The sequence below is a fragment of the Pseudonocardia sp. ICBG601 genome (assembly GCF_020496245.1).
On sequence record NZ_JAHLJA010000148.1, the window covers coordinates 2,743,636 to 2,756,144 of the forward strand.

Genomic DNA, 12,509 nt, shown 5'->3' on the forward strand with positions numbered 1-12,509 from the left:
CGGGTGGGCAGCCCCCGCACGCCCTCCTCCGGCGGCCCGCGCCGCCACCCCCTGATCTGGAGCGAACGATGAAGTTCAGCACGCGCGTCGCGGTGATCGCCGCCGCGTCCGCCCTCGCCGTCGGCCTGGCCGCCTGCTCCTCGGCGGCCACGTCGTCGAGCACGGCCAAGGAACCCGGATCGGTGGCCGGCCCCGCGGGCGACCCGATCGTCTTCTACGACATCACCGACGCCACCGGCCTCGGCGCGGTCAGCGCCGCGATCTCCCAGTTCACCACCGGCGAGCTCGCCGCACAGGACCACATCAACGCCCAGGGCGGGGTCGGCGGACGGCCGATCAAGATCGTCAAGTGCGACAGCAAGGCCGACCCGGCCGCCACCACCGCGTGCGCCCAGGAGGCCGTGCAGAACAAGGCCGTCGCCAAGCTCGGGCTGTCGGTCGCCTGGGGCGAGAACGGGTTCCCGGTGCTGGCCCGGGCCGGTGTCCCCAGCCTCAACCCGCCGGTCAACCCGCAGGACCTGCAGGAGGCCGGGAACTCCTACGTCACCGGCGGCTCCTCGGAGTACGAGGCCCAGGTCTACTACGCCGGCAAGACCCTCGCCGCGAAGAGCGCGGTCGTGTTCACCGACGAGAACCCCTCCGGCCAGGACCAGGTCGCCCGGGTGACCAAGGCGGTGCAGCGCTACGGCTTCGACATGACCGTCACCCCGGTCTACCTGCCCTCGGGCACCGCCGACCCGACGCCGTTCGTGGCCAAGGCCGTCTCCGGCAAGCCCGACGTCGTGTTCACCAACCAGAGCGGCGCGCAGGCCGTGTCCGCCTACACCGCCTTCCACCAGCAGGGCTTCCCGACCGACCGGATCCTCAACCAGGGCGGCGCGGCCGACTTCGACAGCTTCTTCACCAAGGTCTCGCCCGAGATCGCCGACGGCACGATCTTCAGCTACGCCTACCAGAACCCCGACGACCTGTCCGACCCGCAGGTGAAGCTCTACCGCGACGCGATGCAGCAGTACGCGGGCCGCGACGGCAAGTCCGAGTTCTCCCAGTGGGGCTTCGCCAACGTCATGACCCTCGCCGAGATCGCGAAGAAGATCGGCCCGGAGAAGTTCGACGCCGCCTCGCTCAAGGCGTTCCTGACCACCGTCGACAACTTCCCGATGTTCATGGCGCAGCCGCTGAGCCGCAAGTACGCGACCCCCGACGCCCCGGCGAACCTGCGCCCGCAGATCCAGGTGCTCCAGTACAAGGGCGGCAGGCTCGAGACCGTCCAGCCCTGGTTCAACCCGTACGACTTCATGAACCGGGCCGGCTGACCCGGCACCCGACCACCGGGCCGGCCGGGCGCGTCCCGCCCGGCCGGCCCGGTCCCACCCGACCACCCCCACCAGGAAGGCCACCGTGCCGGCACACCAGCTCCCCGACGACCTCCTCGACGGCCGGGTCGTGTTCCTCAGCGGCGGCGGCAGCGGCGTGAACCTCGGCATCGCCCGGGTCCTCGCCGACCTCGGCGCCGACCTGTCCCTCTACGGGCGCACCGCCTCCCGCCTCGACGAGGCCGCCGAGGAGCTGCGCGGCCGCGGTGCCCGCGTCGTCACCACGGCGGGCGACGTGCGTTCCGCGGAGCAGGTCGCGCACGCGTTCGAGCGCACCGAGGCCGGGCTCGGCCCGGTCGACGGCGTCGTGTGCGGGGCCGCCGGGAACTTCGTCGCCCCCGCCGAGTCGATCAGCTCCAACGGGTTCCGGGCGGTCGTCGACATCGACCTGATCGGCAGCTTCCACTGCGCCCACGCCGCGTTCGACCAGCTGACCCGCACCCGCGGCAGCGTCCTGTTCGTGACCGGTGCCCAGTCCGCGGGCGCCTTCGCCCACCAGGCCCACGTGGGTGCCGCCAAGGCCGGCGTCGACCAGCTGATGCGCACCCTCGCCGTCGAGTGGGGGCCGCACGGGATCCGGTCGAACTCGCTGCTGCCGGGCCCGGTCCACGACACCGAGGGGATGCGCCGCCTCGCCGAGGGCGGCAGCGCACCGTGGACGGACTCGGTGCCGCTCGGCCGCTTCGCCGACGCCGAGGAGGTCGGCCGGATGGCCGCGGTGCTGCTGTCGCCGCTGGCCGCCTACGTCACCGGCACCGTCGTCCACATCGACGGCGGGCTCGCGCTGTCCGGTCCCGCGCTGGTCAACCGGACCGTCCTCGCCCCCGCCCCCCGAGTCTGAGAGCCGGCCCGATGCCGTCGCACGTCACCCTGTCCCTCGACGCCCACGTCCTCACCGTCACCCTCGACCGGCCGGACCGGCTCAACGCCTTCACCGACCGGATGGAGGCCGAGCTGGTCGCGGCGTTCGACCGCGCCGACACCGACGATGAGGTCCGCGTCGTCGTCCTCACCGGTGCCGGCCGGGCGTTCTGCGCCGGCATGGACCTCGCCGAGGCCGACCCGGACGCCACCTTCGCCCACTGGCGCAGCAGCGACACCGCGCCGCCCGGTACCCGGTTCGACCTGCCCGGCGAGGACCTGCCCCTGCGTCGCGACGGCGGCGGCCGGGTCGTGCTGCGCATGCTGGAGTCGCGTACGCCGATCATCGCCGCGGTGAACGGGCCCGCGATCGGTGTCGGCGCGGGCCTGACCCTCGCGGCGGACCTGCGCCTGGCCGCCGACACCGCCCGCTTCGCGTTCCCCTTCACCCGGCTCGGCGTGGTGCCGGAGTCCTGCTCCAGCTGGCTGCTCCCGCGGCTCGTACCGGTGCAGCAGGCGTTCGAGTGGGTACTGACCGGCCGCCGGTTCGACGCCGGGGAGGCCCTGCGCGGCGGCCTGCTCCGGTCGGTCCACCCCGCCGCCGAGCTGGCCGACGCCGTCCGGGCACTGGCCGTCGAGCTCACGGAGTGCTCGCCGACCTCGGTGTCGCTGGCCCGGCGGATGCTGCTGGCCGGGCTCGGCGCGACCCACCCGGTGCAGGCCCACCAGACCGAGACGCTCGCGCTGAACCGGCGCGGGACCAGCGCGGACGCCCGTGAGGGGGTGCGGGCCTTCCTCGAACGCCGGCCACCCCGGTTCACCGACCGGGTGTCCGACGCCCCCGACGTGCTGCCCGCCGCGCCCGCCTATGCACCCCCGCCGGGGGCACGTCCGCACCCCGACGGCCCCGCATGAGGAGCACCGTGCACCCCGACCCGCCCGTGGTGGAGGTCGAGCGCCCCGAGCCGGGCGTCGTCCGGATCACCCTGTCCCGGCCCGACCGGCTCAACGCACTGGACCGGCGGCTGGTCACCGAGCTCGACACCGCGCTGACCGCCGCCGACGCCGACCCGGCCTGCCGGGTCGTGATCCTCACCGGCGCGGGCCGCGGCTTCTGCGCCGGCCTCGACCTGGACGGCTTCGAGACGCCCGGCGGCGGGGACACCGCACCGGGCGAGGGCCCGATCGAACGGCTGGCCCGCCAGCGCGACATCGCCCGGCTCGCCGTGCGCATCCACGAGCTCCGCCCGCCGGTGGTCGCCGCGGTCAACGGGCCCGCCGCGGGCGGGGGACTGGCCCTCGCCCTGGCGAGCGACATCCGGGTGGCGTCGACCTCGGCCGTGTTCGCCGTCGGGTTCCTGCGCGCCGGCTACTCGGCCTGCGACATCGGGATCTCGTGGCTGCTGCCGCGGATCGTCGGCACGGGTCGTGCCCACGAGCTGATGCTCACCGGGCGCCGTGCCGACGCCGCCGAGGCGCTCCGGATCGGGCTGGTCACCGACGTCGTCGCACCGGAGGAGCTGACGGACACGGCCGCGGCCACCGCGCGGGCGATCCTCGCGAGCCCCCCGTTCTCGGTCGAGCTGACCAAGCAGGGGATGTGGGCCGGGGTCGAGAACCCGGGCTTCGCCGCGGCGGTCGAGTTCGAGAACCGCCAGCAGGTCCTCACCGCGCTCACCGACGACGCCCGCGAGGCGACCCGGGCCTTCCTCGACAAACGCCCCCCGACCTACCGGCGCCGCTGAGCGCCGTCCACCGACGACGGTCCCCGCCGTCGTCACACCCACCTGGAGAGACTGTGACGGTCGACCTCACCCACGACCCGGCCATCACCGAGCTGGCCCGACGCACCGCGGAGTTCGTCCGGACCACGGTGATCCCGGTCGAGAACGCCCACGACGGCGTCGCGCCCCCCGAGCCGGAGCGCCGCGCGCTGCAGGCCGCAGCCCGGGAGGCCGGGGTGTTCGTGCCGCACGCCTCCCCGGAGCTCGGCGGGCACGGCCTGGACATGTGCGGCCGGGCGCCGGTGTTCGAGGAGGCCGGGTACTCGTTGCTCGGTCCGCTCGCGTTGAACATCGCCGCCCCGGACGAGGGCAACGTGCACCTGCTGGAGCGGGTCGCGACCGAGGAGCAGAAGGGCCGGTACCTGGTCCCGCTCGCGGCGGGGGAGGTGCGCTCGTGCTTCGCGATGACCGAGCCCGCGCCGGGTGCCGGGTCGGACCCGGACGCGTTGTCCACGACCGCGGTCCGGGTGGACGGCGGCTGGCGGATCGACGGCCGGAAGTGGTTCGTGACCGGCGGCGACGGCGCGGCGTTCGCGATCGTCATGGCCCGCACCACCGGTGCCCCCGGTGACCGCGGCGGGGCGACGATGTTCCTGGTCGACGCCGACAACCCCGGCATGAAGATCGGACGGCACATCCCGACGCTGGACGAGTCGCTCTACGGCGGGCACCTGGAGGTCGAGTTCTCCGACTGCCGCATCGGCGACGACGCCGTGCTGGGTGAGGTCGACGAGGGCTACCGCTACGCCCAGGTGCGTCTCGGCCCGGCGCGGTTGACCCACTGCATGCGGTGGCTGGGCATCGCGCGCCGTGCGCAGGACATCGCGGTGGCGTGGGCGGCGGAGCGGCGGGTGTTCGGGTCGCGGCTGGCGGATCTGGGGATGGCGCAGGCGATGATCGCCGACAACGAGATCGACATCGCGGCCGCGCGCGGGCTGATCCTGCGCGCCTGCTGGGAGCTCGACCAGGGCCGCCCCGCCGGGATGGAGGTCTCGATCGCGAAGACGTTCACGGCGGAGGCGGTGTGGCGGGTGGTGGACCGCTCGTTGCAGCTCAACGGCGGGCGCGGGGTGTCCGGGGACGTGCTGCTGGGCCGGTTCCTGCGGGAGGTGCGTCCGTTCCGGATCTACGACGGGCCGTCGGAGACCCACCGCTGGTCCATCGCGAAGCGCACCGTCGGCCGCTACCGCGCGGAGCAGGCCCGATGAGCGTCACCGATACGACCGAGACGTCCGGCACGACCGACGCCGTCGGCACGACCGACGGCCTGGACCTGGCCGCGCTGGACGTCTTCCTGCACCAGCACGTCGACGGCTACCGCGGCGGGGTCACCGCCGAACTGGTCTCCGGCGGGCGGTCGAACCTGACCTACCGGGTCACCGACGGCGAGCACGTCTGGATCCTGCGCCGCCCCCCGCTCGGCACACTGACCCCGTCCGCACACGACATGGGCCGCGAGTACCGGGTCGTCGCCGCCCTCGCGGGCAGCGGGGTCCCGGTCGCACCGGCGGTCGCGCTGGCCGACGACGCGGTGCTCGGGGTGCCGTTCGCGCTCACCGGGTTCGTCGACGGGATCGTGGTGCGCAGCGAGGACGACCTCGCCGCCCTCGACGCCCCGACCGTGCGGGCGACCGCGTTCTGCCTGGTCGACACCCTCGCCGCGCTGCACGCCGTCGACGTCACCACCGGCCCCCTGGCCGAGCTCGGCCGCCCCGCCGGATACCTGCGCCGTCAGGTCGAGCGCTGGTACGGCCAGTGGCAGCGGGTCGCCACCCGCGAGCTGCCCGACGTCGACACCCTGCACGGCCTGCTCGAGGCGAGCTGCCCGGCCGAGAGCGACCACGCCGTGGTGCACGGGGACTTCCGCATCGACAACGCCATCCTCGACCGCGACGACCCCACCGTGGTGCGCGCACTGGTCGACTGGGAGATGGCCACCCTCGGCGACCCACTGGCCGACCTGGCCCTGCACACCGTCTACGGCGACCCGGCCTTCGCGCCGGTGCTCGGCGGGTCCGCGGCCTCCACCAGCCCCCGCATGCCGACCGCCGAGGAGCTGGTCGACCGCTACGTCACCGCCTCCGGGCGGACCCCGCGGCACTGGGCATTCCACCTCGGCCTCGCCTACTTCAAGTCCGCCGTGATCGCCGAGGGCATCCACGCCCGGCACGTCCGTGGCGACACCCGCGGCGAGGGCTTCGGGCTCGTCGGCGAGGCGACCGCACCGCTGGCCGCGGCCGGGGTCGCGGCGGCCCGCCCGAGCGCCCTCGCAGCGGGCTGAGCGGCGACGGCCCGGCCCTCGGACCGGGCCGAGCGGCGGCCCGGCCCTCACACCGGGCTGAGCGGCGGCGGCCCGGTCGTCGCCGGACCGGGTGGCGGCCCGGCACCGCGCCGGGCCGCCCCGCCGCGCACCCGCAGCGGTGGCATCCCGAACCAGCGCCGGCACGAGCGGGTCAGGCAGCTCTGCTCGGAGTAGCCGAGCAGGCTCGACACCTGCGGCAGCGGCCGGTCGGAGTGACACAGGTACTGCCCGGCCAGCTCGCGCCGCAGCTCGTCGAGCAGCCGCTCGAACGACGTGCCGTCCTCCCGCAGCCGCCGCTGCAGGGTGCGCGGGTGCATCCCGAGGTGACCCGCGGTCACGACGAGCCCGGCCTGCCCGGTGGGCAGCAGCCGTCGCAGCAGCTCCCGGACCCGCACGGTCGGGTCGCCGTCCTCGGGACCGACGAGGTCGTGCAGGTACTGCTCGGCCAGGTCGCGGACCGCACGGTCCTCCCCGGCGCGACGCCGGTCCAGCCCGGCCGCGTCGACGTCGAGGCCGCACACCGGCGCCTCGAACTCCACCGGGCAGCCGAAGATCTCCCGGTAGGCCTCCGGCGGCCCGGCGGGGGAGTGCGGCAGCAGCGCCCGGCGCGGCCGGAAGTCCCGCCCGAACAGGATCCGGAACAGGTCCATCGACACCCCCAGGCTCAGCTCCAGGATCTGGACCTGGCGGGGGACCCGGGGCAGTACGACGGTGAACGTGTAGCGGGCCACGTCCCCGGTCAGCGGCGCGACGTCCACCTCGAACGCCGTGCTGTAGGAGTGCAGGTACCGGCGCAGACCGGCCATCGCCTCGCGGGCCGTCGCCGAGTGCCGGGCGATCAGCGCGACCGTCCCGAGGATCTCGATGCCCTGGCGCTGCGACAGCAGCAGCCCGAAGTCCGGTCGCCCCAGCGCGGCGGCGGCCTCCTCGACCAGCTCGGCCAGCGCCCGGTAGGGCAGCAGCGCCTGCGGCTCGTCGACGAGGCCCGGGCGCAGCCCGACCCGGCGGTGCAGCGGTGCGGGGTCGCCGCCGAGGTCGCCGACCAGCCCGTCGAACCCCTGCAGCGAGCTCGCACGGATCAGCCCGTCCATGTCGCCAACTGTCAAATCACTGTCGTCCGATGTCAAGAGGTGATCCGCACGACAGTCGTAGCGTCGGAGCCGTTCCCACCACGACCAGCGATGGAGCCGACGATGCCTCAGTCCACCGGTCCCGCCCCCGTCCGCACGAGCTCGGGCGCCGAGATCCCGATCGTGTCGCTGCCGCAGACCGAGCTGCTCTCGGTCAACGAGGCCGACATCGAGCTCGTCCGCGACGCGCTCGGCGAGGGCATCAGCTTCAAGCCGCTGCGCCTGGACCTCGAGCGCAACGAGTGGGTCGTCATCGCGCAGATGGCGCCCGGCACCCGGTTGCCCGTGCACTACCACACCGGCCCCGTCGACCTGCTGACGATGGCCGGGAGCTGGCACTACCTGGAGTACCCGGACCAGCCGCAGACCGCGGGCTCCTACCTGTACGAGCCCGGCGGGTCGGTGCACACCCTCGTCTGCCCGGAGACCAACACCGAGGACACCCTGATGTTCGTCCGGGTCTCCGGCTCCAACGTCAACTTCAACGAGGACGGCTCGTTCCACTCCATCCTCGACACCCTGCTGCTGCGCCACCTGACCGACACCCTGGCCAAGGAGCCCCCGAACTACATCGAGGGCGGCGAGGCCGGTCTCACCGAGTCCCCGAAGCGCTCCTGATGCGCGCCGTCCTCATGCAGGACCGGGCCCTGTCGGTCGGCGAGGTGCCCGACCCGGTCCCCGGCGCCGGCGAGGTGCTCGTCGACGTCCTGGCCTGCGGGATCTGCGGGTCCGACCTGCACAGCGCCACGCACGCCGCGGAGTTCAACGTCGCCACCCGCGACGCGCTCGGCGTCGAGCTGATGGACCTGTCGCGTCCGGTGTCGTTCGGGCACGAGTTCGTCGGCGCGATCGCCGGGCACGGCCCCGGCACCACCGGTGCGCTGCCGGTCGGCACCCGCGTGGTGTCGGTCCCGGCCCTGGTCCGCGAGACGCCCGCCTTCCTCGGGTTCTGCGGTCCGGAGCTGCCCGGCGGCTACGCCGAGCGGATGCTGCTCACCGAGGCGCTGCTGATGCCGGTGCCCGACCACGTCGACACCGCGGTCGCGGCGCTGACCGAGCCGCTCGCCGTCGCACACCGGGCGGTCGCCCGGGCGCAGCTCGGCCCCGACGACGTGCCCCTGGTGGTCGGCTGCGGGCCGATCGGGCTCGGCGTGATCGCGACGCTGCGCCGGGCGGGTGCCGGGCCGATCGTCGCCGCCGACTACTCCGCGAGCCGGCGCGAGCTGGCCGGGCGTCTCGGCGCCGACGTCGTGGTCGACCCGGCCGTGACCTCGCCCTACACGGCCTGGGCGCAGGCCGCCGCCACCGACGACCCGACGCGGGCCGCCCCGCCGACGGCGATCCTCGGCGCGCTGCCGCTGCGTCCGACCGTGGCGTTCGAGTGCGTGGGGGTGCCCGGGGTGATCGACCAGGTCGTGGCGTCGGCACCGGCGGCGTCGCGGATCGTCGTCGCCGGGCTCTGTGCCGGGCCGGACTCCTTCCAGCCCACCACCGCGGTGCTGAAGGAGATCGACATCCGGTTCAGCCTCATGTATTCGCCGGAGCAGTTCGCGCAGACCTTCTCCGACGTGTGCGACGGCTCGCTCGACGTCGCACCGATGCTGAGCGGGACCGTCGGTCTGGACGAGGTGCCGGAGGTGTTCGCGCGCCTGTCCTCCGACCCGGTCGACACGAAGATCCTGATCGACCCGGCGAAGATCGCCGGCCGCCGCCCGGAGGCCGCCGCCGCGGCCACCGCGGCCGTCTGACAGGCCGGCGGGCCGGGACGCCCCCCTCGCCCCGGTCCGCCGTGCCGCCGCCCCCGGGTCACCCGTGGTCGGCGAGCCACCGTGGCCCGTGCCGGACGACGAACGCCCGCAGGTCCCGCACCGGCGCCGTCGGCCGCGGGTCGGCCGCGTGCACCATCCCCAGCGTCCGCGCGGTGTGCGGGCTGCGCACCGGCACCTGCACCACCCCCGGCACGTCCGGCCCGGCGGGGAGCAGCGCGACGCCCAGCCCGGCCCCGACCAGGCCGCGCAGCGTCGCCGTCTCCCCGCCCTCGAACGCCCGGCGCGGGCGGAACCCGGCCTGCGCGCACCACGACTCCACCACCCCCTGCAGCCCGTAGCCGCGGGCGAACAGCAGGAACGGGTCGTCGGCGACCTCGGCGAGGTCCGCGGCAGCCGCGCCCGCCAGCCGGTGCCCGGACGGCACCGCGAGGCGCAGCTCCTCCTCGGCCAGCGGGGTCGCGACCAGGCCCGGCTCGTCGGGCATCGGGGAGGTGAGGGCCAGGTCGACCCGGCCGTCGCGGACCCGCTCCAGCAGTGCGGCGTGCGGCACCTGCACCAGCTCGATCCGCACCCGAGGGTGGTGCACGCGGAACTCCCGCAGGATCCCCGGCACCGCGGTGGTACCCATCGTCCCGAGGAAGCCCAGCGCGACCCGGCCGGTGACCGGGTCGGCGTCGCCCGCCAGCTCGGCGACACCCGCACCGAGCTCGGCCAGCGCGGCCTCGGCCCGCGGCAGCAGCGTCCGCCCGGCGGCGGTCAGCGCCAGCCCGCGCCCGGACCGCCGGAACAGCGCGACGCCCAACTCGCCCTCCAGCCGGGCGATCGCCCGCGACAGCGTGGGCTGCGGGACCCCGATCCGCTCGGCGGCGCGGGTGAGGTGACCGTCGCGCGCGACCGCGACGAAGCGGTGCAGCGCCGGCGCCAACGACTCATGCATCGATGCATGATACTTCGACGAAGCATGCATTGGACGCATCCGACGCAGGCGCCTACGGTCGTGTGCGATGACAACGACCGAGCGTCCCCCGGCTCCGACCGCCACCCGGCCCGCCCCGCCCCACGAGCGCGGTACCCCCGGCTACCGGCGGCTCGGCATCGCCCTGTGGCTCTCGGGTCTGGCGACGTTCGTGCTGGTCTACAGCGTGCAGGGGCTGCTGCCGACGCTGTCGGCGGAGTTCGGCGTGTCCTCGTCGACGGCCAGCCTGGTCCTGTCGGCGACGACCGGCACCCTCGCCCTCGCCGTGCTGCCGCTGTCCGCGCTCACCGAGTCCTGGGGCCGCGCGCGGGTCATGACCTGGGCGCTCGCGGCGTCGGCGGTCCTCGCACTGCTCGCCCCGCTGGCGCCCACCTTCGAGACCCTTGTCGTCGTCCGCGGGCTGCAGGGCATCGCCCTCGCGGCGCTGCCTGCCCTGTCGATGGCCCACCTCACCCACGAGGTCGCGCCGCGGCACCTCGGCGGTGCGGTCGGGCTGCTCATCGCCGGCAACACCCTCGGCGGGCTGTCCGGGCGGCTCGTCGCGTCCTGGGTCGCCGAGCTCGGCGGCTGGCGGGCCGGGCTCGCCGCCGTCGGTGCGGTCTCGGTGCTCGCGACCGTCGCGTTCCGGCTGCTCCTGCCGCCCGCGACGGCGCCCGCCCCGGCCCGCACCCGGCTGCGCGACCTCGGCGGACCGCTGCGCCGCCACCTCACCGACCGGGGCCTGCTCTGCCTGTTCGGGATGGCGTTCCTGCTGATGGGCGCGTTCGTGACCGTCTACAACTACCTCGGGTTCCGGCTGCTGGCCCCGCCGTTCTCGCTGCCCGGCACCCTGGTGGGGCTGGTGTTCCTCGGCTACCTCGCCGGCAGCTGGGCCTCCACCGGCGCGGGCAGGCTGGGGGACCGGTTCGGGCGCCGCCCGGTGCTGTGGGTGGCGACGCTGGTCGCGCTCGGCGGGATCTGGGTGACCCTGCCCGACCTGCTCCTCACCACCCTGGCCGGGCTGCTGCTGGTGACCGTCGGCTTCTTCGGCGCCCACTCGGTCGCCAGCTCCTGGGTGGGGCGGCGCTCGGCGATGCTGCCCGGCGCGGTGCCGGCCCAGGCGTCGTCGCTCTACCTGGTCGGCTACTACGCCGGGTCCAGCGTCGGCGGTGCCCTGGGCGGGGTCGCCTACGACCACGCCGGCTGGGCGGGCGTCGTCGGCTACGTCAGCGCCCTGCTGGCCGGGGCGCTGGGGCTCGCCCTGGTCCTGCGGCGCACCCCGGCCCCGGCCTGAGCCCGGCTCAGAACAGCAGGAGGGCCACGACCGCGCCGAGCAGCAGCAGCGCGGCCAGCACCAGCAGCAGCGCCCCGGCCCCGCGACGGCGGTCGGCGGCGGCACCGTCGTCGTTCTCGACCTCGGCCAGCGTGCTGTCCAGCGCGTGCGTCCCCGCTCCGTCCCCGGGTGCGGACGGCGCGGCCGGGACGGTCTCGTCACCGGCGGGCAGCTCCCGGGTACCGACCGGCGGGGGAGCCGGGTCGCCGTGCACCGCGCGCAGCCGGGCGGCGAGTGCCGCGGCGTCGCGCGGGCGCCGGTCCGGGTCCTTGGCCAGGGTCTGCAGGAGCACCTCCTCCAGCGCGGGTGGGATGCCCGGGCGCAGCGACGACGGCCGCGGCGGCGTCTCCCGCAGGTGCGCCACGACCACCGCGAGCGGGTCGGCGTCGGTGAACGGCGGCCGCCCGGTGAGCGCGGTGAACAGGCAGCAGGCCAGCGCGTACAGGTCCGCCCGGCCGTCGAGGTGCGCGGCGCCGCGGCCCTGCTCGGGGGCCAGGTAGAGCGGGGTGCCGATCACGTGCCCGGTCCGGGTGCGCCCGGCGCCGTCGCCGAGGCGCGCGATGCCGAAGTCGGTCACGACGACGGTGCCGTCCGGACGCAGGATGATGTTGCCGGGGGTGACGTCGCGGTGCACCACCCCCGGCCCGGTGCGCGGCGGCGAGCGCCTCGGACACGGCCGCCCCGATCCGGGTCACCTCCCGCGGCTCCAGCGGGCCGGTCCGCCCGATCCGCCGCGCGAGGGTCTCGCCCTCGACGTAGGACATGACGACCCAGGCCGTGTGCCCGGTCGTGCCGGTGTCGTGCACGGTGACGACGCCGGGGTGGTCGATCGCGGCGGCGGCGCGGGCCTCGTCGCGCAGCCGGGCGACGTCGCCGGGGTCGCCCGCGCGCAGGAGCAGCTTCACCGCGACCGGGCGGTCCAGCTCCCGGTCGTGGGCCAGGTGCACCGCCGACATCCCGCCCCGGCCGAGCACGTGGCGCAGCTCGTAGCGGCCGCCC

General features: G+C 75.3%; 12 protein-coding genes and 1 pseudogene. 9 read left to right on the forward strand and 4 right to left on the reverse strand.

Features of this window, described 5'->3' with window-relative positions; translation table 11 throughout:
• Positions 1-68 precede the first annotated feature (68 nt).
• The 6 genes from KPL57_RS42545 (at position 69) to KPL57_RS42570 (ending at position 6,302) form a co-directional block, all read left to right on the forward strand.
• Positions 69-1,316, forward strand: a complete 1,248-nt coding sequence (locus KPL57_RS42545; RefSeq protein ID WP_226356057.1) for an ABC transporter substrate-binding protein — start codon at positions 69-71, stop codon at positions 1,314-1,316.
• An 85-nt stretch (positions 1,317-1,401) separates the two neighbouring features.
• A complete protein-coding gene (locus tag KPL57_RS42550; RefSeq protein WP_226356058.1) occupies positions 1,402-2,217 on the forward strand; it encodes an SDR family oxidoreductase in 816 nt (271 codons plus the stop codon).
• An 11-nt stretch (positions 2,218-2,228) separates the two neighbouring features.
• Positions 2,229-3,152 (forward strand): enoyl-CoA hydratase-related protein, encoded by a 924-nt coding sequence (locus KPL57_RS42555; RefSeq protein WP_226356059.1) that lies wholly within the window; start codon positions 2,229-2,231, stop codon positions 3,150-3,152.
• Positions 3,149-3,982 carry an enoyl-CoA hydratase/isomerase family protein gene (locus KPL57_RS42560; protein WP_226356060.1) on the forward strand — a complete coding sequence of 278 codons (834 nt, stop codon included), beginning with the start codon at positions 3,149-3,151 and terminating at the stop codon, positions 3,980-3,982. The genes KPL57_RS42555 and KPL57_RS42560 overlap by 4 nt, the downstream gene beginning before the upstream one ends.
• Positions 3,983-4,035: 53 nt before the next feature.
• Positions 4,036-5,229: an acyl-CoA dehydrogenase family protein gene (locus tag KPL57_RS42565; protein ID WP_226356061.1), complete on the forward strand. Its 1,194-nt coding sequence runs from the start codon at positions 4,036-4,038 to the stop codon at positions 5,227-5,229.
• Positions 5,226-6,302, forward strand: coding sequence for a phosphotransferase family protein (locus KPL57_RS42570; protein ID WP_226356062.1), 1,077 nt, complete (start codon positions 5,226-5,228; stop codon positions 6,300-6,302). Before KPL57_RS42565 ends, KPL57_RS42570 begins: the two co-directional genes overlap by 4 nt.
• Positions 6,303-6,349: 47 nt before the next feature.
• Here the strand turns inward: KPL57_RS42570 and KPL57_RS42575 are convergent, their stop codons facing one another.
• Positions 6,350-7,414 carry an AraC family transcriptional regulator gene (locus tag KPL57_RS42575; RefSeq protein ID WP_226356063.1) on the reverse strand — a complete coding sequence of 355 codons (1,065 nt, stop codon included), beginning with the start codon at positions 7,412-7,414 and terminating at the stop codon, positions 6,350-6,352.
• Between the two features lie 102 nt (positions 7,415-7,516).
• On the opposite strand from KPL57_RS42575, the gene KPL57_RS42580 reads away from it, so the two are divergent.
• Positions 7,517-8,071, forward strand: a complete 555-nt coding sequence (locus tag KPL57_RS42580; protein ID WP_226356064.1) for a 2,4'-dihydroxyacetophenone dioxygenase family protein — start codon at positions 7,517-7,519, stop codon at positions 8,069-8,071.
• Positions 8,071-9,201, forward strand: a complete 1,131-nt coding sequence (locus tag KPL57_RS42585; RefSeq protein WP_226356065.1) for a zinc-binding dehydrogenase — start codon at positions 8,071-8,073, stop codon at positions 9,199-9,201. The genes KPL57_RS42580 and KPL57_RS42585 overlap by 1 nt, the downstream gene beginning before the upstream one ends.
• Before the next feature lie 58 nt (positions 9,202-9,259).
• Here the strand turns inward: KPL57_RS42585 and KPL57_RS42590 are convergent, their stop codons facing one another.
• Entirely contained in the window at positions 9,260-10,159 is a 900-nt protein-coding gene (locus KPL57_RS42590; RefSeq protein ID WP_226356066.1) for a LysR substrate-binding domain-containing protein, read from the reverse strand.
• Positions 10,160-10,226: 67 nt separating this feature from the next.
• Between KPL57_RS42590 and KPL57_RS42595 the strand changes: the two genes are divergently transcribed.
• The gene (locus KPL57_RS42595; protein ID WP_226356067.1) at positions 10,227-11,471 is read left to right on the forward strand and encodes an MFS transporter; all 1,245 of its coding nucleotides are present in this window, start codon (positions 10,227-10,229) and stop codon (positions 11,469-11,471) included.
• Between the two features lie 7 nt (positions 11,472-11,478).
• On the opposite strand, the gene KPL57_RS67865 is transcribed toward KPL57_RS42595, so the two are convergent.
• Both KPL57_RS67865 and KPL57_RS72935 read right to left on the reverse strand, forming a co-directional pair.
• Complete coding sequence (locus KPL57_RS67865; protein WP_308253091.1) at positions 11,479-12,147, reverse strand: serine/threonine-protein kinase; 669 nt, start codon at positions 12,145-12,147, stop codon at positions 11,479-11,481.
• A gap of 64 nt (positions 12,148-12,211) precedes the next feature.
• Positions 12,212-12,466, reverse strand: a pseudogene (locus KPL57_RS72935) (protein kinase); the annotation flags it as partial.
• Between the last annotated feature and the right edge of the window lie 43 nt (positions 12,467-12,509).